This is a genomic window from Burkholderiaceae bacterium (assembly GCA_024235995.1).
In the GTDB taxonomy this organism is placed as follows: domain Bacteria; phylum Pseudomonadota; class Gammaproteobacteria; order Burkholderiales; family Burkholderiaceae_C; genus Ottowia.
The window spans coordinates 418,761-441,969 of sequence record JACKLI010000001.1 but is presented as its reverse complement, the minus strand read 5'-3'; the positions used below and the strand labels follow the sequence as shown (position 1 = coordinate 441,969).

The window sequence follows — 23,209 nt, the reverse complement described above, 5'->3', positions numbered from 1 at the left end:
CGCCCGGGCCGGAGCGTGGGTTGGCCGCCTATTCCTGCGGCACGCGCTCGGCCTTGAGCGTGCCGCGCCGCTGGGCGTAGTCGGGCAGCACCTCGCCCACGTGCTGCCAGAAGCGCGGGCTGTGGTTCATCTCGCGCAGGTGGGCCAGTTCGTGCACCACCACGTAGTCGATCAGCGCCTCGCTCAGGTGGATCAGGCGCCAGTTCAGGCGGATCGAGCCGTCCGCGCTGGCGCTGCCCCAGCGGGTGCGGGCGGCCGTCAGCGTCAGGCGCTGCCAGCGCACCGCCAGCTGCGGGGCGTAGTGGTCGAGCCGGGCGGTGAACAGGCGGCGCGCCTGGCCGATCAGCCAGGCCTGCGCGGTGTCGCGCAGGCGCTCGGCGGCGGCGTCTTGCGGCAGCCCCAGCCATAGCGTGCTGCCCTCGAGCACCGCGCCGGCCGAGCCGTGGCGCTGGCGCGGGTCAAGCCGCAGCGTGAGGGGCTGACCCAGATAAGGCACGGGGGCGCCTTCGCGCCAGTCGATGCGCACCAGAGTCTGGGCCTGGCTGTGCTCGCGCGCCTGCATGAGCTTGTCCAGCACCCAGCGGCTTTTCTGGCGCAGCAGGGCCTCGACCTCGGCCAGCGGCGTCCAGCGCGGCGCGCTGACCGACAGGCCCTCGGCACCCACCGTGAGGCCGATGGTGCGCCGCCGCCCGCGCCGGAACGCGTAGGCCACCTGGGCGTCGCCCAGCACGATGTGGCGGTTGGCCTGCGGGTGGCTGAAGGCGGCCGGGGGCAGGGCCTGCCGCAGCTCGAGCGCGGGCGCGCTGCCATTGACTATCGAATCGGTAGCTGGTGGCGCTTGACTGATGCGGGTTGGAGGCCGATTCGGCTCGATATCCTCGGTGGCGCTGCCGGCGCCGAACAGATCGAGCAGCAACTGGCGCATGGCCGGCATGGGTGTCGTCAGGCGCTGGGCCGCACCGTGGAGCGCGGCGTTTCGGGCGTGGGGTAGGCCTCGGGGTCCAGGCGGCGCATCTCGGTCTCGATCCAGGCCTCGGCCTCGCGCGTCACCTCGTGCGCCTTGCGGCCGGCGGTGGCGATCGGCGGGCCGATGGAGATGTCGACGACACCGGGCTTCTTGACGAAGGCCTTGCGCGGCCAGCAGCGCGCCGAGGTGACGGCGATCGGGACCACCGGCACGCCGCAGTCGATGGCCAGGCGCGCGCCGCTGCTCTGGTAGGCGCCCTTTTCGCCGCGCGGGATGCGCGTGCCCTCCGGAAACATGATGACCCACACGCCCTGGCCCAGCAGGCGCCGGCCCTGCTCGGTGACCTTGCGCAGCGCCTCGGTGCGGTGCTCGCGGTCGATGTGGATCATGTCCAGCCGGCCGATGGCCCAGCCGAAGAAGGGGATGCGCAGCAGTTCGCGCTTGAACACGTAGGCCAGCGGGTGCGGCATCAGCGGCGGCATGCAGAAGGTCTCCCAGGCCGACTGGTGCTTGACCAGCAGCACCGCGCCGTCGCCGGCGCCGGCGGGCAGGTTCTGCATGCCGCTGACGCGGTTGCGGATGCCCAGGATCCAGCGGCCGGCGTGCATGGTCAGCCCCAGCCAGGCGCGGCAGATGCGGTACAGGCGCTCCTTGGAGGTGAAGGGCGCGATCAGCACCACCACCGTGGCCCAGGGGATGACGGTGACCGCCATCCACAACAGGTGCAGCGCGGAGCGAAGGGCGTTCATGCGGGCGAGGATTGGGGCTCGGGGTGGGCGGCTTCGTCGGCCGCGATCAGGGCCGTGGCGAAGGCCGCCAGGTCGGCGTGCACCTGGGTGCCGGCCGGAAACTCGGGCGGCAGCGGGTCGGTGCGCGCCGGCGCGCCGCGGCCCGTCAGCACCAGGTGCACCCGGCAGCCGGCCGCCTGCGCGGCCTGCGCGTCGCTGGCGCTGTTGCCCACGGCGTGCACGCGCGCCAGGTCGATCTTGTAGCGCTCGCCGATCTGGCGCAGCAGGCCCGGCTGCGGCTTGCGGCAGGTGCAGCCTTCGTCCGGCGCGTGGGGGCAAAAGTAGATCGCCTCGATGCGTCCGCCGGCCGCCGCCAGCTGCTTGTTCATGCGCGCGTGGATGGCGTTGACGGTGGCCATGTCCACCTGCCCGCGCCCCAGGCCGGGCCAGTTGGCGGCAATCACCACCTGAAAGCCCGCGTGGTTGAGCCGCGCGATCGCATCCAGCGCGCCCGGCAGCGCCTGCCAGTCGTCGGGCGACTGCAAGAAGCCTTCGCGCTCGACGTTGAGGGTGCCGTCGCGGTCGACGATGACCAGTTTCATGCGCGCGATTATCCGCCGGCCGGCGGCGCCAGGCGCCCCCAGCGGCCCCACCAGCGGCCGGCCTCGGCGTGCAGGCGGGCCTGGCTGCCGATGGGAAACGCGCCGATCGGCTGCGCCTCGGCCAGCAGGCGCTGGGGCGCGGGCGCATCGGGCGCCTCGAAGTAGACCTCGGTGCCGCCCACGCCGCGCTCGCTGGCCGGCACCTCGCGCGCCAGCAGCACGCGCACGGTCTGCTCGGGCAGCGGCTGGCGCGCGCCGCGGTTCAGGTGGTCGGCCAGCAGCCAGGCGCCGCCCAGCAGCCAGGCCAGCACCCACAGCGCCACCGCCCAGGGCCGCACGCGCGGCCAGCCGTGGCGGCGCAGCGCCGCGCGCAGGGCCCAGCGCAGCAGCAGCACGGCGGCAAGCAGGCCCAGGGCGGTGAACACGAAGGGGCGCGCCGCCGCCCACATCGCCTGGTACGGGTCGGCCACCAGGGTGGCGGCGCGCAGGGGCTGCAGGCCGCTGGCGTCGTTCTCGCCCTGCGCCTGCAGGCCGGCGCGCAGCAGCAGCACCGCCAGCGGCGCGGCCAGCAGCTCGGCCCAGGCGCGCCAGGGGGCGGCGGGCATTCAGGCCGCCAGGCGCGAGAGGTCGGCCACCCGGTTCATCGCCCGGTGCAGTTGCTGCAGCAGGCACAGGCGGTTGGCCTTGAGGGCCGGGTCGTCGGCGTTGACCATCACGCCGTCGAAGAAGGCATCGACCGGGCTCTTGAGCGCGGCCAGCCGCTGCAGGCTGGCGGTGTAGTCGCCCTGCTCGAAGGCGGCGTCGGCCTGCGGGGCCACGGTTTGCAGGGCGTCGTACAGGGCCTTTTCGGCGGCTTCGCGCAGCAGCTCGGGCTGGACCGCGCCGCCGGCTTCGCCCTCGGCCTTCTTCAGGATGTTGCCGACGCGCTTGTTGGCCGCGGCCAGGGCGGGCGCCTCGGGCAGCTGGGCGAAGGCGCGCACGGCGGCCAGGGCCTGCGGCAGCTGGCTGGCGCGCAGCGGCGCGGCGATGACGGCGTCGGCCTCCTGCGTGCTGGCGCCCAGCTCGCGCAGGTAGCCGGCCATGCGCTCGTGGATGAAGGCCAGCAGCTGCGCGTTGCTTTGCACCGGGTTGGCCAGCAGCGCGCCAAAGGGCCGGGCGGCGGCATCCAGCAGGGCCGGCAGGTCGAGCGGCAATTGCTTTTCGGCCAGCATGCGGATCACGCCCAGCGCGTGGCGGCGCAGGGCGAAGGGGTCGCGGTCGCCGGTGGGCAGGCTGCCGATGCCGAACAGGCCGACCAGCGTCTCCAGCTTGTCGGCCAGCGCCACCACCGTGCCCACCGGCCCGCGCGGCAGGCTGTCGCCGGCAAAGCGGGGCTTGTAGTGGTCTTCGATGGCGTCGGCCACCTCGGGCGGCAGGCCGTCGTGCAGCGCGTAGTAGCGGCCCATCGTGCCCTGCAGCTCCGGAAACTCGCCCACCATGTCGCTCACCAGGTCGGCCTTGGCCAGGTGCGCGGCCTGGCTGGCCTGCGCCGCCAGCGTGGCGCCGCCCAGCTGCTCGCCGATCGCGCGGGCTATCACGCGCACGCGCTCGCTGCGCTCGCCCTGCGTGCCCAGCCTGTTGTGGTAGACCACCTTGGCCAGCTGCGGCACGCGGCTTTCCAGCGTCTTCTTGCGGTCCTGGTCGAAGAAGAACCGGGCGTCCTGCAGGCGCGGGCGCACCACGCGCTCGTTGCCCTCGATCACCGCGCTGGCATCGTCGGGGCTGATGTTGCTGACCACCAGGAACCGGTGCGTCAGCCGGCCGGCGCCGTCCAGCAGCGGAAAGTACTTCTGGTTGGCCTTCATGGTCAGGATCAGGCACTCCTGCGGCACTTCGAGGAAGGCCGGATCGAACTGGCACACCAGCACCTTGGGGCGTTCGACCAGGGCCGTCACCTCGTCCAGCAATGCTTCGTCTTCGATAGCGTGCAGCGCTGGCCCCGCGCCGGTTGCAGCCGTTTTGATCTGCGATTGAATGAGGGCGCGGCGCTCCCCGAAGGAGGCGATCACGGCACCCTGCCCGCGCAGCGTGTCGGCGTACTGGTCGGCGTGGGCGATCTCGATCGGGTCGCGCGCGGCCTCGAAGCGGTGGCCGTGCGTGACGCGGCCGGCGCTCAATCCCAGTGCGGTCACCGGCACCACCTCGGCGCCGTGCAGCGCCAGCAGGCCGTGCGCCGGGCGCACGAACTGCACGCTGTCCCAGCCGGGCAGCGGCGTGCCGTGCTGCAGCTGGTAGGTCATCACCTTGGGGATGGGCAGGTGCGCGATGGCCTCGTGCAGCGCCTTTTGCAGCGCCGCCTGCAGCGTGGCGCCGGGGGCCACGCTGTCGTGGAACAGCGCCTCGGCCTTGCCGTCCACCGCGCGCTGCAGGGATGGCACGGCGGCCGCGTCCAGGCCCAGGGCCTGCAGTTTCTTCAGCAGCGCCGGCGTGGGCTGGCCCTGCGCATCCAGGCCCACGCTCACGGGCATCAGCTTGTGGCGCACCGGCTTGTCGGCCGCCTTGGCCGCCACCTGCGTGATGTGCGCGGCCAGCCGGCGCGGGCTGGCGTAGGGCGTGACCTGGCTGTCCGCCGTGATTTGGCCCTGGGCCGCGAGCTGCTCGAACAGCCGGGCGGCAAAGGCCTCGCCCAGTTTCTTCAGCGCCTTGGGGGGGAGTTCTTCGACGAAGAGTTCGACGAGCAGGTTGTTGGCGGTCATGGCAAAAAATCAAAAGGCGGTCGTGTGCGTGCCAACGTGTCCATGGGCGAATCAGTACCTCGCCTGATCGCGCAGGGCACGGATGACTGACTCGGAAGGCGGCATGGCGGCCAGATGGGCCTTCGCTTGCGCACGCCAGAGGGCTTTGTCGAACGGCTTGCGCGGCAACTGCGGTGCATGAGACGGGAGAAGCAGCCCATGCCAAGCAGGCCGATCGCCCTCTCCCAGAGGGAGAGGGGGCGAATATCGGGGCCCGGTGCTCGGCTTCATCTCAAGCCGCCTTCGGCTCGATCTGCGCCACCCACTCGCGCGGCGCCAGCGGAAAGCCCAGGCGCTCGCGGCTGTCGTAGTAGCTGGCGGCCACGGCGCGCGCCAGGTTGCGGATGCGGCCGATGTAGGCGGCGCGCTCGGTCACGCTGATGGCGCCGCGCGCGTCCAGCAGGTTGAAGCTGTGCGCGGCCTTGAGCACCTGCTCGTACGCGGGCAGGGCCAGCTGCACGTCCACCAGGTGTTTGGCCTGCTTCTCGTGCGCGTCGAAGGCGGTGAACAGAAAGTCCACGTCCGAATGCTCGAAGTTGTAGGTGGACTGCTCGACCTCGTTCTGGTGGAACACATCGCCGTAAGTCAGCTTGCGGCCATCGGCATCCACCGTCCACAGCAGCTCGAACATGTTCTCCACGCCCTGCAGGTACATGGCCAGGCGCTCCAGGCCGTAGGTGATCTCGCCGGTGGCGGGCCGGCAGTCGATGCCGCCCACCTGCTGGAAGTAGGTGAACTGGGTCACCTCCATGCCGTTGAGCCACACCTCCCAGCCCAGGCCCCAGGCGCCCAGCGTGGGGTTCTCCCAGTCGTCTTCGACGAAGCGGATGTCGTTCTTCTTCAGGTCGAACCCCAGCGCCTGCAGGCTGCCCAGGTACAGCTCCAGGATGTTGTCGGGCGCGGGCTTGAGCACGACCTGGTACTGGTAGTAGTGCTGGCCGCGGTTGGGGTTGTCGCCGTAGCGGCCGTCCTTGGGGCGGCGGCTGGGCTGCACGTAGGCGGCCTTCCAGGGCTCGGGGCCGATGGCGCGCAGGAAGGTGGCGGTGTGCGAGGTGCCGGCGCCCACCTCCATGTCGTAGGGCTGCAGCAGCGCGCAGCCCTGCGCGTCCCAGTATTGCTGGAGCTGGAGAATGATCTGCTGGAAGGTGAGCATGGCAGGGGAAGACCGGGTCGAGACCAACCCGGTATTTTAGCGATGAGGGTCAAACAGGCCTCCGGCGCCTGCCGATCAAGCGCGGGAAGCTATCAATTTTGAACTGATCAGCCCCAGTGCCGCAGCACCAGGCAGGCGTTGGTGCCGCCAAAGCCGAAGCTGTTGGACAGCACCTGGCGCAGCGTGGCCTCGCGCGCGCGGGTGACCAGCGGCATGTCGCCCACGGCCGGGTCGGGCGTCTCGACGTTGGCCGAGCCGGCGATGAAGCCCTTCATCAGCATGATCAGGCTGAAGATGGCCTCCTGCACGCCGGTGGCGCCCTGCGAGTGGCCGGCCAGCGACTTGGTGCTGGAAAACGGCGGGATGCGGTCGCCGAACACCTTGCGGATGGCGTGCAGCTCGGGCACGTCGCCCACCGGGGTGGAGGTGCCGTGGGTGTTGATGTAGTCGATCGGCTCGGCCAGGCCCTCGATGGCCTGGCGCATGCAGGCCACCGCGCCCTCGCCGGACGGGGCCACCATGTCCTCGCCGTCGGACGAGATGCCGAAGCCCGCCACCTCGGCCAGGATGGTGGCGCCGCGCGCCTGCGCATGCTCCAGGCTCTCCAGCACCACGGCGCCGCCGCCGCCGGCGATGACGAAGCCGTCGCGGTTGGCGTCGTAGGGGCGCGAGGCCTTCTCGGGCGTGGCGTTGTACTTGCTGGACATGGCGCCCATGCCGTCGAACAGCAGCGCCAGGCCCCAGGACAGCTCCTCGCCGCCGCCGGCGAACATCACGTCCTGCGTGCCCCAGGCGATCTGCTGCGCGGCCGCGCCGATGCAGTGCGCCGAGGTCGAGCAGGCGGAGGTGATGGAGTAGTTGATGCCCTTGATGCGGAAATTGGTCGCCAGGTTGGCCGACACCGTGGAGCCCATGCAGCGCGTGACCTGGTAGGGCCCGACGCGGCGGATGCCCTTGCTGCGCAGGGTGTCGGCGGCCTCGATCTGGTTGGCCGGCGAGCCGCCGCCCGAGCCCATGATCAGGCCGGTGCGCGGGTGGCTCACCTGCCCGGGCGCCAGGCCCGCCTGCTGGATCGCGTCTTCCAGCGCGATCTGCGCGTAGGCCGCCGCGTCGCCCATGAAGCGCAGCTGCTTGCGGTCGATGCGCGACTCCAGGTCGATCTCGGGCGCGCCGGCCACCTGGCTGCGCAGGCCCAGCTCGGCGAACTGGGGCGCCGCCTTGATGCCCGAGCGGCCCTGGCGCAGCGAGGCCTCGACCGCCGCCAGATCGTTGCCGATGCACGAGACGATGCCCGCGCCCGTGATGACTACGCGCCGTTTGTTCATGGCGTTTCCTTGCTGTCGCCCTCGCGTAAAAAGAGGCCCACGCGCAAGTCATTGGCGACGTAGATTTCCTTGCCGTCGGCCAGCAGGCGCGCGTCGCCGATGGCCATGTTCAGCTTGCGGCGCACCACGCGCTTGATGTCGATTTCGTAGGTCACGAGCTTCACGTCGGGGCCCACCTCGCCGGTGAACTTGACCTCGCCCGCGCCCAGCGCGCGCCCGCGGCCGGGCAGGCGCAGCCAGGTCAGGAAAAAGCCGATCAGCTGCCACATGGCGTCCAGCCCCAGGCAGCCGGGCATCACCGGGTCGCCCTGGAAGTGGCAGGCGAAAAACCACAGCTCGGGCTTGACGTCCAGCTCGGCCACGATCTTGCCCAGGCCGTGCGCGCCGCCGCTGTCGTCGATGTGCGTGATGCGGTCGAACATCAGCATGGGCGGCAGGGGCAGGCGCCCCGCCTCGGGCCCGAACAGACGGCCCTCGCCGGAGGCGATCAACTGCTCGTAGGAAAAGGATTCAGCCATAGAGCGTCCATTGTGCCTGAGCGTTGTGCACACCCTGACGGCAGCGCGCCGTCAATCCCCGCGCCGCCCGGCCGCCGCCGCGGCCAGCACGATCAGCGCCGCCGCGCCCCACAGCGGCGCCAGGCCCCAGCGCGCCGCCCACGCCGCGTAGGGCGTGATGCCGGTGCCGCCCTGGAAGGTGCCGCGCAGCACGCCGCGCGTCAGGCGCGGCAGCTGCTGCGTGACGCGGCCTTGCGCGTCGACGATGGCCGTGGCGCCGGTGTTGGTGGCGCGCAGCACCGGGCGCTCGAACTCCAGCGCGCGCATGCGGCTGATGGCCAGGTGCTGGTCGATGGCCACCGTGTCGCCGAACCAGGCGATGTTGCTCAGGTTGACGAAGGCCGTGGGGGCGGTGGCCGGGTCGGCAAAGCGCGCCGCCAGCTCCTCGCCGAACAGGTCCTCGTAGCAGATGTTGGGCGCCAGGCGCTGGCCCTGCCACGCAAAGGACGGCTGGTTGATGGCGCCCGGCGTGAAGTCGCCCAGCGGGATGTTCATCAGCTGCACGAACCAGCGAAACAGCGGCGGGATGAATTCGCCGAACGGCACCAGGTGGTGCTTGTCGTAGCGGTAGGGCGCAGCTTGCCCTGGCGCCAGGCCGACGGCCGAGTTGGTGTAGCCGGTATCCAGATCGCCCAGCGGCATGCCCAGCAGCGCCGCCTGGCCCGGCCGGGCGTAGCGCGCCTGCAGCGCCGCCCAGTAGCCCTCGGGCAGCTGGCGCGGCAGCAGCGGCAGGGCGGTTTCGGGCGCCAGCACCAGCGGGGCGGTGTTGGCCTGCAGCTGCTCGCCGTACCAGCGCAGCGAATCGACCACGCCGGTGCCGGGGATGAACTTCTCGTCCTGCGCGATGTTGCCCTGCAGCAGCGCCACCTCCAGCCGCGGGCCCGCGGGCGTGGGCGGCGTGGGCAGCCAGGGCCGGGCCAGCCCCCAGCCCAGCAGCAGCGCGGCCAGCAGCCCCGCAACGGCCAGGCCGCGCGCCGGCTGCGCCTGGGGCCCTGCGCGCCGGCCCAGGGCCAGCGCCAGCAGCGCCGCCAGCCAGGCCGCCGCCAAGCCGATGCCGTACACGCCCACCCAGCGGGCGAGGGCGGCCAGCGCGCCGTCCACGTGCGCATAGCCGCCGGCGCCCCAGGGAAAGCCGGTGAACCAGCGCCCGCGCGCCAGCTCGGCCAGCGTCCATAGCGCGGCAAACAGCAGCGCCGCCGTCGCCGGCCGCTCGCGCCGCGCCCAGTGCACGAACAGGGCGCCCGCCACGCCGTAATACAAGGCCAGCAGGCCCGCCAGCGCCAGCACCGCCGCCACGGCCAGCGCCGCGCTCAGGCCGCCGTAGACGTGCATCGAGATGAACAGCCACCAGAAGGTGCCCGCCAGCCAGGCCAGCGCGAACAGCCAGGCCAGCGTCAGCCCGCGCCGCCAGCGCGGGCGCCCGGCGTGCGGCGCGGGCATCAGCAAGGCCACCAGCAGCACCAGGCTGAGCCCCTGCAGCCAGCCGTGGGCCTGGCCGGTCCAGGGGTCGGCCAGCGCCAGCGCGTGCAGCGCGCCGGCGGCCAGCGCGATCAGGGCGGCGATCACGCGGCGCCCGTCGGCGTGCGCGAGACCTTGTACCAGCGCACCGCGCCGCCCTTGGTGTGCAGCACCACGAAGTCCAGCCCGCCCAGGCTGAAGCGCTCGCCCCGGCTGGGCACGTGGCCCATCTCGTGGGCGATCAGCCCGCCGATGGTGTCGAACTCGACGTCCAGGTCGCCGTCCGGGTCCGCGCCCAGGTGCACGCCGAAGGACTCGTTGAAGCGCTCCAGGGGCGTGTCGCCGGCCACGCGCCAGCTGTTGTCGGGCAGGGCGAAGATGTCGCCGGCGTCGCCCTCGATGTCGAACTCGTCCTCGATCTCGCCGACGATCTCCTCCAGCACGTCCTCGATGGTCACCAGCCCGGCCGTGCGGCCGAACTCGTCGACCACGATGGCCAGGTGGTTGCGGTTGGCGCGGAACTCGCGCAGCAGGTCGTTCAGGCCCTTGCTCTCGGGGATGAACACCGGCGGGCGCAGCAGGGTGCGCAGGTTCAGCTGGGGCGCGCGCTGCAGCTTGAGCAGGTCCTTGGCCAGCAGGATGCCGATGATGTTCTCGCGCTCGCCCTGGTAGACCGGAAAGCGCGAGTGCGCGGTGGTGATGACCTGGCGCAGCAGCTCGTCGTAGGGCGCCTCGATGTCCAGCAGGTCCATGCGCGGGGCGGCCACCATCACGTCGCCCGCGCTCTGGTCGGACAGGCGCAGCACGCCCTCCAGCATGATGCGGCTCTCGGCGTCGATCAGCGACTTGTCCTCGGCCTCGGCCAGGGCCTCGATCAGCTCGTCGGTGGAGTCGGGCCCCGGGCGGATGAACTCGATCAGCTTGCGCAGCAGGCTGCGCTTGTCTTCGCGCTCATGGGGGCGCGCAGGGTGGGGGTCGGGCAAGGTGGCGGGGTGCAGGACGTGCGGTGGTCTCGGAGACGCAAGGATAGCGGATGCGCGATGGCGCCGGCGCCATCCGCCGTCAGCTGCCGCTCTTGTGCCGCCCTTCGCGCACGCTCTCGCGCACCTCCTGCATGGTGGCCAGCACGCTGCGCAGGGCCGCCGCTTCGCTCTTGATCCAGTAGTCCACCTCGCCCACCTGGTCGGCCAGCAGCTGGTCCAGGCGGCTCTTGAAGGTGGCTTCGGGCAGGCGCAGGTAGCACTCGCTCTCGCTGCCGGCGCGCTCGATCACGGCGCCGGCGTTGCGCGCGATCTTCAGCATGGCGGTGTTTTCGCTCAGCGCGTGGATGTACAGCGTGTCCACCCCGTGGTTGACGGCGTGGATGGCGGTGCGCTCGAACAGCAGGCGGCCGTAGCCGCGGCCGCGCGCGTGCCTGGCGACCGAGACGCCGAATTCGGCAAAGTTGGCCTTGCTCATGTCGCCGGGGTAGGCCAGGTGGGCCATCGCGATCATCCGCAGGCGGCGGTTGAAGATGCCGAACACCTGGTCGCGCTCGAAGTTCAGGCCGTCCACGTAGTGGCGGATCTGCTCGTCGCTGGCCGCGTAGCCGAAGCGCAGGTAGCGGTCGTGCTCGTCCAGGTCGAGCAGGTGGCGCGCGATGCGCGCGCGGTAGCGCACGCCGATCTCGCGGATCGGCACGATGGCGCTGGCCTGGGCGTAGGGCGCGCGAGGCGTGGCCGGGGCGACCGTGGGGCTCACGGCCGGCGCAGCGTCTGCGGGGCGGGAGAGGTCGAAGGTTTGCATGGGCACCATCTTAGGGTTTTCCCTTAGAGTTACCACTCCAAAGAGCCGGGAACTTGCCCTGTATCTCCCCAAAGCGTGACCGATGGCCGCTTCCAGGTCAAATCGGCAGCGCGGTGGTGGACTTGACCCGGTCCATCACGAAGCTGGTCTTGCAGTCCTGCACCGCCGGGTGGCGCAGCAGCGTGTCCATCATGAAGCGCGAATACGCCCCCATGTCCTGCACCACCAGCCGCAGCAAGAAATCCATCTCGCCGGTCAGCGCGGCGCATTCGACCACCTCGGGCCAGCCCTGCACGCTGGCGCGGAACTCGTCCATGGGGTTGCGCTTGGCGCCGCCCTGGTGCTTTTCCAGCCGCACGTTGACGTAGGCCACCAGGCCCAGGCCCACGGCCTCGGGCCGCAGCAGGGCCACCGTGCGCTCGATCACGCCGCTGTCCTCCAGCCGCTTGACGCGCCGCAGCACGGCGCTGGCCGACAGGCCCACCTGCTCGCCGATGGCCTCGCAGGGCGCGCGCCCGTCCGCCTGCAGGCGCAGCAAGATGGCCCGGTCGAGCTTGTCGAGTGCGCTGGACGTCATGGTGGCGCAATTTTACGGCTTGCTGGGCCCATCGACCGGGCTCGATCGGGCATGGATCGGGGCGCGGTGCAAAAATCGTGCTTCGAGCGGCCGATCGAATCGGGTTCTGTGCACCGGGGCGTTCTTGAGGCGCGTCAAACGCTGGAAATCCGCCCCCCGCCCGGCCTACAGTGAGGGATTGGCCGCCCCGGCCCGCATCCCCTGGAGACACCCCATGACCGCAGCGCAAGCATCCACCCCCGCCACCTGGGACAACCCGATGGGCACCGACGGCTTCGAGTTCATCGAATACGCCGCGCCCGACCCCAAGGCCATGGGCGAGCTGTTCGAGCGCATGGGCTTCACCGCCGTGGCCCGGCACCGCCGCAAGAACGTCACGCTGTACCGCCAGGGCGAGATCAACTTCATCATCAACGCCGAGCCCGACAGCTTTGCCCAGCGCTTCGCGCGCCTGCACGGGCCCAGCATCTGCGCCATCGCCTTTCGCGTGGCCGACGCCAAGGCCGCCTACGAGCGCGCCATCGGCCTGGGCGCCTGGGGCTACGCCGGCCACGCCGGGCCGGGCGAGCTGAACATCCCGGCCATCAAGGGCATTGGTGACTCCATCATCTACTTCATCGACCGCTGGCGCGGCAAGGGCGGCGCTTCGGCCGGCGAGATCGGCAACATCGGCTTCTACGACGTCGACTTCGAGCCGCTGCCGGGCGTGCACGGCGCCGCCGCCATCAACCCCGAGGGCTATGGCCTGACGGTCATCGACCACCTGACGCACAACGTGCACAAGGGCCGCATGGACGAGTGGGCGGGCTTCTACGAGCGCCTGTTCAACTTCCGCGAGGTGCGCTACTTCGACATCGAGGGTCAGGCCACCGGCGTCAAGAGCAAGGCCATGACCAGCCCCTGCGGCAAGATTCGCATCCCGATCAACGAAGAGGGCAACGAGAAGAAGGGCCAGATCCAGGAGTACCTGGACATGTACCACGGCGAGGGCGTGCAGCACATCGCGCTGGCCAGCAAGGACATCTACCACGCGGTGGACCAGCTGGGCCTGGCGGGCGTCAAGCTGCTGGACACCAGCGACACCTACTACGAGCTGCTGCCCAAGCGCATCCCCGGCCTGCAAGAGCCCATCGGCGAGCTGCAGTCGCGCAACATCCTGGTCGACGGCCGGCAGGGCGAGCTGCTGCTGCAGATCTTCAGCGAGAACCAGCTGGGCCCGATCTTCTTCGAGTTCATCCAGCGCAAGGGCAACGAAGGCTTCGGCGAGGGCAACTTCAAGGCCCTGTTCGAGACCATGGAGCTGGACCAGATTCGCCGCGGCACCTTGAAGACCGGGGCCTGAGCGTTTGCCGGTTGCGCCCTCGTTGCTCCTGTTGATGTAGCTGCCGGGGCTTGTTTCACCTGGGCTGGCGGCCGATTCGATGCTGAATCAGGCGGTGGGCACCCGGCGCGGTAGCCCGAACGCCAGCGCCCCCAGCGCGCCCTGCGCCAGGCCGTACAGGCCATAGATCACGCCCACGCCCACGGCCGCCGGCGCCGCCACGCCGAACGGCGCCAGCGCGGCCACGGCCGCCGCCTCGCGCGTGCCCCAGCCGCCCACGCTCACGGGCAGCGCCGCCAGCAGGAACACCGGAGCGATGGCCCAGGCCCACGCGGCCGCCGGCTGCACCACGCCCAGCGCCAGCCCGCCGCAGGCCAGCGCCGCGGCCGACAGCCCCTGCACCGCCGCCGAGGCCACGGGCCTGCCAGGCCCACTGGCGCGCAAAGTCCGGCCGCCGCCGCACCGCCGCGCGCAGCGGCGCCAGAGCGCCGCCCGCCGCCTGGCCGCGGCGCAGCAGCCATGGCAGGCCCCAGGGCAGGGCCAGCCACAGCGCCGTGCCCGCCAGCAGCAGCGCGGCGAAGGCGCCGGCCGGCAGCCGCAGCCAAGGCGCCAGCACCTCGGCGCAGGCGGCGGCCCCCAGGCCGCCGATGGCGCACAGCATCCACAGGCCGCTGGCGCGGTCCAGCACCACCGACCAGCCGGCGGCGGCGCTGGCCTGCCCGGCGCGGCGCAGCACCACGGCGCGGTACACGTCGCCGCCCAGCACGGCGCCCGGCAGCAGCGCATTGAGCCCCATGGCCTGGAAGTACCAGCGGCAGGCGTCGCGCGCGCCCACCTCGGCGCCCAGCCAGCGCGCCAGCGCGCGCCAGCGCAGGGCCGACACCGCGTTGGAGGCGATGGCCGCCAGCAGCCCCGCCGCCAGCCAAAGCGGCCGCGCCCGGCCCAGCTGCGCCGCCACCCGGGCCGGGTCGGCCAGCGCCAGCACGGCGGCCAGCAGCGCCAGGCCCAGCAGGCCCCGCAGCACGGCCTTGGGCATGCGCGTCACGCTATGGCTTGAGGAGCTGCCTGCGCTGCATCGGCGGGGGCTGCAGGCGGGTCGGGTTCATGAACGTGCTCCTGCGCATGAAACTGCGGCGCGCCGCCGGCCTCGTGGTAGATGCGCATCAGCAGCTCGCCGATCAGCCCCGCCGCGATCAGCTGCACGCCCATCAGCACCAGCATCACGCCGGCCAGCAGCAGCGGGCGCCCGCCGATGGCGTGGCCCATCAGCTTGTCCAGCAGCAGCCACAGCAGGATCAGCACGCCCGGCGTGGCCAGCCACAGCCCCAGCCCGCCGAAGGCGTGCAGCGGGCGCTGGCGGTAGCGCATGAAGAACACCACCAGGATCAGATCGAGGATGACGCGGAAGGTGCGGTCGATGCCGTACTTGGACACGCCGCGCGTGCGCGCGTGGTGGCGCACCGGCACCTCGGCGATGCGCGCGCCCGCCTCGCGCGCCAGCGAGGGGATGAAGCGGTGCAGCTCGCCATACAGCCGGATGCGGTCGATGATGGGGCGGCGGTAGGCCTTCAGCGCGCAGCCGTAGTCGTGCAGGTGCACGCCGGTGGCGCGCGAGATCAGCCGGTTGGCGATGCGCGAGGGCAACTTGCGCGACAGCTCGGCGTCCTGCCGGTCCTTGCGCCAGCCGCTCACCATGTCGACGTCGGGGTCGCTCTCCAGGCGCTGCAGCAGCAGCGGGATGTCGCCCGGCTCGTTCTGCAGGTCGGCGTCCAGCGTCACCACGTAGCGCCCGCGCACGCGGTCGAACCCCGCCTGCAGCGCGCTCGACTGGCCGTAGTTGCGCGCCAGGAACACCGGGCGCAGCCAGGGGCGGCCGGCGGCCAGCTCGCGCAGCCGGGCGCGGCTACCGTCGCTGGAGCCGTCGTCCACCGCCAGCAGCTCGAAGCTCAGGGGCTGGCCCGCCATCGCCTGCGCGATGCGCGCCACGAGCTCGGGCAGGTTGTCGACCTCGTTGTAGATCGGCACCACGATGGAGACGTCGGGCGAGGGGGCTGGGGCCGCAGGCATGGGGGCGAATCGTGCACGGATAATCCAGCGGTCATTGTGCCTGCCCGGCCTTGCGGCGGCGCACCGGTCCGAGAATGTCTTTGCTGTCCACCGCCTCGCCCCCGCCTGCGCCCGCGGCCGCCGGCGCGCTGCCGGCCCTCATGCGCCGGCCGCTGCCGTGGCTGCTGGCCTGGGCGGCGGCGCACGTGGCGCTGCGGCTGGCGCTGTCGCCCGCGCTGCGCTGGGACGAGGCCGAGCAGACGCTGTGGTCGCAGCACCTGGCCTGGGGCTACGGCATGCAGCCGCCGCTCTACACCTGGCTGCAGTGGGGGTTCAACGCCGTGCTGGGGCCCAGCGTGCTGTCGCTGGCCGTGCTCAAGCACGTGCTGCTGGCGCTGACCTACCTGTTCATGGGCCTGGCCGCGCGCGCCCTGCTGCCGCCGCGCACGGTGTGGTGGGCCGCCGCCAGCATGGTGATGCTGCCGCCGCTGGGCTGGTCCTCGCTGCACGACCAGACGCACACGGTGCTGGTCACCGCCGTCACCGCCGGCACCTGGTGGGTGCTGGTGGGCCTGGTGCGCTCGCCGCGCCCGGCGCGCTACGCGCTGCTGGGGCTGATGCTGGCGCTGGGCATGCTGTCCAAGTACAACTTCGCGCTGTTCGCCGCCGCGCTGGGCCTGGCGGCGCTGGGCGTGCCGGCGGTGCGCCAGGTGCTGCTGGCGCGCGGGCTGTGGATCACGGCGGCGGTGGCGCTGGTGCTGGTGGTGCCGCATGCGCTGTGGCTGGCCGGCCACTGGCACGAGACGGCGCGCGCCATCACCGCCAAGATGGAGCTGCAGCCCCGGGGCGGCTTGCTCGGCGGCCTGGACGAGCTGGCGCTGACCCTGCTGGAGACCCTGCTGCCGTGGGCTCTGCTGGCGGCCTGGGCGTTTCGCGGCGCCTGGCTGCGGCGGCCGCCGGCTGGCGCGCTGGCCGCGGTGCCCTGGGCCTGGCCGCTGCTGGCGCGCTACTTGGCGCTGGTGCTGGCGGCGTTCGTCGGCATGGTGGTGCTGGGCGGCGTGACCGAGTTCAAGGAGCACTGGATGCAGCCGGTGTTCTGCGTGCTGCCGCTGGCCGCCTTCGTGGCGCGGCCGCAGCTCGAGTCGGCGCCCGGCGGCGCGCGCTTCACGGGCGCGGTGCTGGGGGTGGCGCTGCTGTTCTTTCTGGCCACCGCCGCCTACCCCTGGGTGGCCGGCTGGCGCGGCCGCCCGGGCGAGCTGAACCAGCCCATCCGCGCGCTCGTGCAGCAGCTGCGCGCGGCCGGCTACGACGGCCGCGGCCCGATCGTCGCCGCCGACCACATGCTGGCTGGCGCGCTGCGCACGCGCTTTCCCGCCGCGCCGGCCGCCGACTGCGACGGCAACCTGCAGCCGGTGGCCGCCTGCGTGGCCGAGCAGCGGGCCGGCGCGCGCGCCGCCGGCACGGGCTGGCTGCTGATCTCGCGCGACGACCGCCTGCCGGAGGGCTGGTGGGACCAGGCGCAGACCGTGCTGCCCGCCGGCAGCGTGCCGCGCGTGCTGGCGCTGCCCCGCCGCCATGTGCCCGCCGGCAGCCCGCCCGAGATCTACCGCTTCATCTGGTTCCCGAGGGAGGGGACATCGCCATGATCCTGCTGACCGGCTGCGCCGGCTTCATCGGCATGCATTGCGCGCAGGCCCTGCTGGCGCGGGGCGAGCGCGTGCTCGGCGTCGACAACCTGAACGCCTACTACGACGTGGCCCTCAAGCAGGCGCGCCTGCAGCGGCTGCTGCAACACCCGGGCTTCGCCTTCGAGCGCCTGGACGTGGCCGACCGCGGCGCCCTGCGCGCGCTGTTCACGCGCGTGCGCCCCACGCGCGTGCTGCACCTGGCGGCGCAGGCCGGCGTGCGCCACTCCATCGACGCGCCGGACGACTACACCGACGCCAACCTGCTGGGCTTTGCCAACGTGCTGCAGGGCTGCCGCACGCAGCAGGTGGCGCACCTGGTGTTCGCCAGCTCGTCCAGCGTCTACGGCGGCAACGCCAGCTTGCCTTACCGCGAGCGCGACGCGGTGGACCACCCCGTCAGCTACTACGCCGCCACCAAGAAGGCCAACGAGGTGATGGCGCACAGCTACGCCCACCTGTACCGCATGCCGGTCACGGGCCTGCGCTTTTTCACCGTCTACGGCCCCTGGGGCCGGCCGGACATGGCGCTGTTCAGGTTCACGCGCGCCATGCTGGCGGGCGAGCCCATCGACGTGTACGGCAACGGCCAGCTGGTGCGCGACTTCACCTACATCGACGACGTCGTGCAAGGCGTGCTGCGCGTGCTGGACAAGCCCGCCACACCCGACCCCGGCCACGACCCGCAGGCCCCCAGCCCCGGCACCGGCACGGCCCCCTACCGCATCTTCAACCTCGGCAACGGCGCGCCCACGCTGCTGATGGACTACATCGCCGCGCTGGAATCGGCGCTGGGCACCACGGCGCGCAAGCGCATGCTGCCGATCCAGCCCGGCGACATGCACAGCACGGCGGCCGACACGTCGGCGCTGGCGGCCTGGGTCGGCTTTGCGCCGTCCACGCCGGTGCCAGACGGCGTGGCACGCTTCGTCGATTGGTATCGGGGGTTCTACAAACCATGAAAGTCACGATCTTCGGCACCGGCTACGTCGGTTTGGTGCAGGGCGCGGTGCTGGCCGACGTGGGCCACGACGTGCTGTGCGTGGACGTCGATGTGGCCAAGGTCGCCGCGCTGCAGGCGGGCCGCATTCCCATCCACGAGCCTGGCCTGCAGCCCATGGTGCAGGCCAACCAGGCCGCCGGGCGGCTGCGCTTCACCACCGACGCGGCGGCAGGCGTGGCACATGGCGCGCTGCTGTTTCTGGCCGTGGGCACGCCGCCCGACGAGGACGGCAGCGCCGACCTGCAGCACGTGCTGGCGGTGGCGCGCAGCATCGGCCTGCACATGGCCGAGCCCAAGCTCATCGTCAACAAGTCCACCGTGCCGGTGGGCTCGGCCGACCGGGTGGCCGATACGGTGCGCGCGGCGCTGGCCGGGCGGGGCGCCGAGCTGGCCTTCGACGTCGTCTCCAACCCCGAGTTCCTGAAGGAAGGCGCGGCCGTGGCCGACTGCCAGCGGCCCGACCGCATCGTCATCGGCACCGCCAGCCGCGCCGCCGAGGCCACGCTGCGCGAGCTGTACGCGCCCTTCAACCGCAACCACGACCGCATCGTGGTGATGGACGTGCGAAGCGCCGAGCTGACCAAGTACGCCGCCAACGCCCTGCTGGCCACCCGGATCAGCTTCATGAACGAGATCGCCGGCCTGGCCGAGCGCCTGGGCGCCGACATCGAGGCGGTGCGCCGCGGCATCGGCAGCGACCCGCGCATCGGCCATCACTTCCTGTACGCCGGCGCCGGCTACGGCGGCAGCTGCTTTCCCAAGGACGTGAAGGCGCTGATCCACAGCGCGCGGCAGGCCGGCGTCGAGCCGCTGCTGCTGGCCGCCACCCAGCAGCGCAACGACGCCCAGCGCCGCGTGCTGGGCGAGCGCATCGTGGCGCACTACGGCGGCCAGCTGCGCGGCAAGACCCTCGCCGTGTGGGGCCTGGCCTTCAAGCCCGACACCGACGACCTGCGCGAGGCCCCCAGCCGCACCCTGCTGGCCCAGCTGTGGGCCGCCGGCGCGCGCGTGCAGGCGCACGACCCGGCGGCCATGGGCGAGGCGCGCCGCCTGTGGGGCGAGCGCGCCGACCTGCGGCTGTGCGACACGCCCGCCGCCGCCCTGCGCGGCGCCGACGCGCTGGCCATCGTCACCGAATGGAAGGCCTACCGGGTGCCCGACCTGGCCCTGCTGGCGGCCGAGCTGGCGGACCGCATGGTGTTCGACGGGCGCAACCTGTACGAGCCGGCCCTGCTGGCGCGCCACGGCCTGGGCTACGCCAGCATCGGCCGGCCGGGCGTGCCGCCGCCGGACCAGGCCTGAACCGGCGCCCGGGGTGGCAGACACCGATTCTTACAACAAAACAACCCTCTGGCCCCTGTCTGATCTGCGTCAACAGCTATCAAAACAATAGACACCGTGAGGCTGCCGCACACCGCGTAACATCGGCCCTTGGGCCGGATGCGGCGCGCGCCCGCGCGTGACCGCCAGCCAAAAGCCGGCCGGCCCCACTCGACCCCATCCCGATCCGAGACACAGGAGTTTTCGCGCATGAGCACGCCGTCCACCATCATCTACACCCTGACCGACGAGGCGCCGGCGCTGGCCACGGCCTCGCTGCTGCCCATCGTGCGCACCTTCGCCAAGGCGGCCGGGATCGACGTGCAGACCAGCGACATCTCGGTGGCCGCGCGCATCCTGGGGCAGTTTCCCGAGCGGCTCAAGCCCGAGCAGCGCGTGAACGACAACCTGGCCGAGCTGGGCAAGCTGACCCTGCGGCCCGAGGCCAACATCATCAAGCTGCCCAACATCAGCGCCTCGGTGGCGCAGCTCAAGGCCGCCATCAAGGAGCTGCAGGCGGACGGCTACGCGGTACCCGACTTTCCCGAGAGCCCGGCCACCGACGAGGAAAAGGACATCCGCGCGCGCTACAACAAGTGCATCGGCAGTGCCGTCAACCCGGTGCTGCGCGAGGGCAACTCCGACCGCCGCGCGCCGCGCGCCGTCAAGGAATACGCGCGCAAGCACCCGCACAGCATGGCCGAGTGGAGCCCCGCCTCGCGCACCCACGTCTCGCACATGTTCGACGGCGACTTCTACAGCGGCGAGAAGTCGATGACGCTGGACAAGGCGCGCGACGTGAAGATGGAGCTGATCACCAAGAGCGGCAAGGCCATCGTGCTCAAGCCCAAGATCAGCCTGCTGGACCGCGAGGTGATCGACAGCATGTTCATGAGCAAGAAGAAGCTGCTCGACTTTTATGAAAAGCAGATCGAGGACGCGCGCAAGACCGGCGTGATGTTCTCGCTGCACGTCAAGGCCACCATGATGAAGGTCTCGCACCCCATCGTGTTCGGCCACTGCGTGCGCATCTTCTACAAGGAGGCGTTCGCCAAGCACGCCAAGGTGCTCAGCGAGCTGGGCGTCAACGTCAACAACGGCATGGTCGATCTGTACAACAAGATCGCCAGCCTGCCCAAGAGCCTGCAGGACGAGATCAAGGCCGACATCCACGCCTGCCACGAGCACCGCCCCGAGCTGGCCATGGTCGACTCGGCCAAGGGCATCACCAACTTCCACTCGCCCAACGACATCATCGTGGACGCCTCCATGCCCGCCATGATCCGCAACGGCGGCAAGATGTGGGGCGCCGACGGCCGCCTGAAGGACGTCAAGGCCGTGATGCCCGAGAGCACCTTCGCCCGCATCTACCAGGAGATGATCAACTTCTGCAAGTGGCACGGCGCGTTCGACCCCAAGACCATGGGCACCGTGCCCAACGTCGGCCTGATGGCCCAGCAGGCCGAGGAATACGGCAGCCACGACAAGACCTTCGAGATCCCCGAGGACGGCGTGGCCAACATCACCGACCTGGCCACCGGCGAGGTGCTGATGAGCGAGAACGTGGAGCAGGGCGACATCTGGCGCATGTGCCAGGTCAAGGACGCGCCCATCCGCGACTGGGTCAAGCTGGCCGTCACGCGCGCGCGCCAGTCGGGCATGCCGGTCGTCTTCTGGCTCGACCCGTACCGCCCGCACGAGGCGCAGCTCATCACCAAGGTCAAGATGTACCTGCACGAGCACGACACCACCGGCCTGCACATCGAGATCATGAGCCAGGTGCGCGCCATGCGCTACACGCTCGAGCGCGTGGTGCGCGGGCTGGACACCATCAGCGCCACCGGCAACATCCTGCGCGACTACCTGACCGACCTGTTCCCCATCATGGAGCTGGGCACCAGCGCCAAGATGCTGTCCGTGGTGCCGCTGATGGCCGGCGGCGGCATGTACGAAACGGGCGCCGGCGGCTCGGCGCCCAAGCACGTGGAGCAGCTGATCGAGGAAAACCACCTGCGCTGGGATTCGCTGGGCGAGTTCCTGGCCCTGGCCGTCAGCCTGGAGGACATGGGCATCAAGAACCACAACCCCAAGGCCAAGGTGCTGGCCCAGACCCTGGACGCCGCCACCGGCAAGCTGCTGGACGAGGACAAGAGCCCCAGCCGCAAGACCGGCCAGCTCGACAACCGCGGCAGCCACTTCTACCTGGCGCTGTACTGGGCGCAGGCCCTGGCCGCGCAGACCGAGGACAAGGAGCTGGCCGCGCACTTCAAGCCGCTGGCCGACGCGCTGGCCGCCAACGAGAAAAAGATCGTGGACGAGCTGGCCGCGGTGCAGGGCCACGCGGTGGACATCGGCGGCTACTACAAGGCCGACCCGGCCAAAGTCGAGGCCGTCATGCGCCCCAGCAAGACTTTGAACGACGCGCTGGCGGCCGTGGCCTGAGCCCGCGCCATAGGCCCACGGCACGGCAACCCAGGATACAGGCATGCCCAACACCCATCTGCTCATCGGCAGCGGCGCGCACAAGGTCATCGCGCTGCACGGCTGGTTCGGCCACGCCCACGGCTGGGGGCCGTTCACCCAGCACCTGAACGGCCGCGACTTCGGCTACGCCTTCATGGACCAGCGCGGCTACGGCGGCATGCGCGGCTCGGGCGGGCCCTACACGATGGAGCAGATCGCGCAGGACGCGCTGGCGCTGGCCGACCACCTGGGCTGGCGGCGCTTTTCGCTTATCGGCCACTCGATGGGCGGCAGCGCCATCCAGCAGGTGCTGGCGGCCTCGCCCGAGCGCGTGCGCGCGCTGGTCGGCGTCACACCCGTGTCGGCTGCGGGCGTGCCCTTCGACGAGCAGGGCTGGGGCCTGTTCACCGCCGCCGGCCACGACGCGCAGGCGCGCCGCACCATCATCGACTTCACCACCGGCAGCCGCCTGACCGGCACCTGGCTGGACGCCATGGCCGCCAGCACGCAAAAGCATTCGGACGACGAGGCCGTGGCCGGCTACCTGACGTCCTGGGCGAAGACCGCCTTCGTCGAAAAAATCCAGGGCCAGCGCCTGCCCGTGCTGGTGCTGCCCGGCGAGTACGACCCCGCCCTGGGCGAGGCCGCCTGCCGCGCCACCTGGATGCAGCACTACCCCAACGCGCAGCTGCAGGTGCTGGCCAACGCCGGGCACTACCCGATGGACGAGACGCCCATCATCCTGGCGACGCGGGTCGAGCAGTTTCTTGCCGGCGTGCCTGCGTGAGTCAACCGTCCTCTGGCCCCTGACTGCCGCACGATCGTGCCCGCCTTTCCGGCGCTGACGCGCCGCCACTGCCACCGCCTGCTCGGCGCGGCCGCGCTGGGCGGCCTGCTTCCGGCGCTCGGCGCCTGCGCCGCCGGCAGCGGCGGTGGCGCACCCGGCTACACCGTGTCGCGGCAGCGGCTGAACGAGTGGCTGGCGCGCAGCTTTCCCGTCACGCGCGGCCTGCTCGGCGGGCTGGCCGAGCTGACGCTGGCCTCACCCCGCCTGAACCTGCTGCCCGCCTCCAACCGCATCGCCACCGCGCTCGATCTGGTGCTGGTCGAGCGCCTGTCCGGCACGCGCCACACCGGCGGGCTGGACCTGGACTGCGGCTTGCGCCTGGACCTGCCCGAAGGCGTGGTGCGCATGGCCGACGTGCAGGTCAACCGCCTGAGCATCGACCGGCTGCCGCCCGCGCAGCAGGCGCTGGTGTCGCAGGTCGCGCCCGGCATCGCCGAGCAGCTGCTGCAAAACCTGGTGCTGTACCGCGTGCCCGCCGAACAGCTGGCGCTGGCGCGCAGCCTGGGCTGGACCCACACGGCTCTGCGCGTGCTGCCAGACGGCCTGCGCATCGAGCCCGGGCCGGCGGTGGCGCGCTGACGGTTACGCCGGCATTTTT

The 23,209-nt window shown here is 71.6% G+C and carries 20 protein-coding genes and 1 pseudogene; 7 read left to right on the top strand and 14 right to left on the bottom strand.

The window, feature by feature from the left end; translation table 11 throughout:
* Window positions 1–28 precede the first annotated feature (28 nt).
* The 12 genes from H6927_02225 to H6927_02170 form a co-directional block, all read right to left on the bottom strand.
* Window positions 29–934: a M48 family metallopeptidase gene (locus H6927_02225; GenBank protein MCP5216913.1), complete on the bottom strand. Its 906-nt coding sequence runs from the start codon at window positions 932–934 to the stop codon at window positions 29–31.
* Between the two features lie 8 nt (window positions 935–942).
* Window positions 943–1,716 carry a 1-acyl-sn-glycerol-3-phosphate acyltransferase gene (locus H6927_02220; protein MCP5216912.1) on the bottom strand — a complete coding sequence of 258 codons (774 nt, stop codon included), beginning with the start codon at window positions 1,714–1,716 and terminating at the stop codon, window positions 943–945.
* Window positions 1,713–2,297, bottom strand: a complete 585-nt coding sequence (gene gmhB / locus H6927_02215; GenBank protein ID MCP5216911.1) for a D-glycero-beta-D-manno-heptose 1,7-bisphosphate 7-phosphatase — start codon at window positions 2,295–2,297, stop codon at window positions 1,713–1,715. The genes H6927_02220 and gmhB overlap by 4 nt, the downstream gene beginning before the upstream one ends.
* An 8-nt stretch (window positions 2,298–2,305) precedes the next feature.
* Window positions 2,306–2,902 (bottom strand): hypothetical protein, encoded by a 597-nt coding sequence (locus tag H6927_02210; GenBank protein ID MCP5216910.1) that lies wholly within the window; start codon window positions 2,900–2,902, stop codon window positions 2,306–2,308.
* The gene (locus tag H6927_02205; GenBank protein ID MCP5216909.1) at window positions 2,903–5,032 is read right to left on the bottom strand and encodes a glycine--tRNA ligase subunit beta; all 2,130 of its coding nucleotides are present in this window, start codon (window positions 5,030–5,032) and stop codon (window positions 2,903–2,905) included.
* Between the two features lie 271 nt (window positions 5,033–5,303).
* Window positions 5,304–6,224 carry a glycine--tRNA ligase subunit alpha gene (glyQ, locus tag H6927_02200; protein MCP5216908.1) on the bottom strand — a complete coding sequence of 307 codons (921 nt, stop codon included), beginning with the start codon at window positions 6,222–6,224 and terminating at the stop codon, window positions 5,304–5,306.
* A gap of 107 nt (window positions 6,225–6,331) precedes the next feature.
* Window positions 6,332–7,549: a beta-ketoacyl-ACP synthase I gene (fabB, locus tag H6927_02195; protein ID MCP5216907.1), complete on the bottom strand. Its 1,218-nt coding sequence runs from the start codon at window positions 7,547–7,549 to the stop codon at window positions 6,332–6,334.
* A complete protein-coding gene (fabA, locus tag H6927_02190) occupies window positions 7,546–8,067 on the bottom strand; it encodes a 3-hydroxyacyl-[acyl-carrier-protein] dehydratase FabA (GenBank protein MCP5216906.1) in 522 nt (173 codons plus the stop codon). The genes fabB and fabA overlap by 4 nt, the downstream gene beginning before the upstream one ends.
* Before the next feature lie 51 nt (window positions 8,068–8,118).
* Window positions 8,119–9,708, bottom strand: coding sequence for an apolipoprotein N-acyltransferase (gene lnt, locus H6927_02185; GenBank protein ID MCP5216905.1), 1,590 nt, complete (start codon window positions 9,706–9,708; stop codon window positions 8,119–8,121).
* Window positions 9,669–10,547 carry a CBS domain-containing protein gene (locus H6927_02180; protein MCP5216904.1) on the bottom strand — a complete coding sequence of 293 codons (879 nt, stop codon included), beginning with the start codon at window positions 10,545–10,547 and terminating at the stop codon, window positions 9,669–9,671. Before H6927_02180 ends, lnt begins: the two co-directional genes overlap by 40 nt.
* A 79-nt stretch (window positions 10,548–10,626) precedes the next feature.
* Window positions 10,627–11,349 (bottom strand): GNAT family N-acetyltransferase, encoded by a 723-nt coding sequence (locus tag H6927_02175; protein MCP5216903.1) that lies wholly within the window; start codon window positions 11,347–11,349, stop codon window positions 10,627–10,629.
* A 97-nt stretch (window positions 11,350–11,446) separates the two neighbouring features.
* Entirely contained in the window at window positions 11,447–11,926 is a 480-nt protein-coding gene (locus H6927_02170; GenBank protein ID MCP5216902.1) for an Lrp/AsnC family transcriptional regulator, read from the bottom strand.
* Between the two features lie 214 nt (window positions 11,927–12,140).
* Here H6927_02170 and hppD point away from each other — a divergent pair, with 214 nt between their 5' ends.
* Window positions 12,141–13,268, top strand: coding sequence for a 4-hydroxyphenylpyruvate dioxygenase (gene hppD / locus H6927_02165; protein MCP5216901.1), 1,128 nt, complete (start codon window positions 12,141–12,143; stop codon window positions 13,266–13,268).
* A gap of 87 nt (window positions 13,269–13,355) precedes the next feature.
* Here hppD and H6927_02160 read toward each other — a convergent pair.
* Both H6927_02160 and H6927_02155 read right to left on the bottom strand, forming a co-directional pair.
* Window positions 13,356–14,292 (bottom strand): annotated as a pseudogene (locus H6927_02160) (flippase-like domain-containing protein).
* A complete protein-coding gene (locus H6927_02155; GenBank protein ID MCP5216900.1) occupies window positions 14,289–15,314 on the bottom strand; it encodes a glycosyltransferase family 2 protein in 1,026 nt (341 codons plus the stop codon). The pseudogene H6927_02160 and the gene H6927_02155 overlap by 4 nt, the downstream one beginning before the upstream one ends.
* A gap of 140 nt (window positions 15,315–15,454) precedes the next feature.
* On the opposite strand from H6927_02155, the gene H6927_02150 reads away from it, so the two are divergent.
* From H6927_02150 to H6927_02125, 6 genes are all read left to right on the top strand, one after another.
* Window positions 15,455–16,939 (top strand): glycosyltransferase family 39 protein, encoded by a 1,485-nt coding sequence (locus H6927_02150; GenBank protein MCP5216899.1) that lies wholly within the window; start codon window positions 15,455–15,457, stop codon window positions 16,937–16,939.
* Window positions 16,930–17,940 (top strand): NAD-dependent epimerase/dehydratase family protein, encoded by a 1,011-nt coding sequence (locus H6927_02145; protein ID MCP5216898.1) that lies wholly within the window; start codon window positions 16,930–16,932, stop codon window positions 17,938–17,940. Before H6927_02150 ends, H6927_02145 begins: the two co-directional genes overlap by 10 nt.
* On the top strand, window positions 17,937–19,283 hold the full coding sequence (locus H6927_02140; GenBank protein ID MCP5216897.1) for a UDP-glucose/GDP-mannose dehydrogenase family protein: 1,347 nt from the start codon (window positions 17,937–17,939) through the stop codon (window positions 19,281–19,283). Before H6927_02145 ends, H6927_02140 begins: the two co-directional genes overlap by 4 nt.
* A 228-nt stretch (window positions 19,284–19,511) precedes the next feature.
* A complete protein-coding gene (locus H6927_02135) occupies window positions 19,512–21,743 on the top strand; it encodes an NADP-dependent isocitrate dehydrogenase (protein ID MCP5216896.1) in 2,232 nt (743 codons plus the stop codon).
* A 43-nt stretch (window positions 21,744–21,786) separates the two neighbouring features.
* Entirely contained in the window at window positions 21,787–22,551 is a 765-nt protein-coding gene (locus tag H6927_02130; GenBank protein ID MCP5216895.1) for an alpha/beta hydrolase, read from the top strand.
* A gap of 36 nt (window positions 22,552–22,587) precedes the next feature.
* Window positions 22,588–23,190 carry a hypothetical protein gene (locus H6927_02125; protein MCP5216894.1) on the top strand — a complete coding sequence of 201 codons (603 nt, stop codon included), beginning with the start codon at window positions 22,588–22,590 and terminating at the stop codon, window positions 23,188–23,190.
* Window positions 23,191–23,209: the final 19 nt, after the last annotated feature.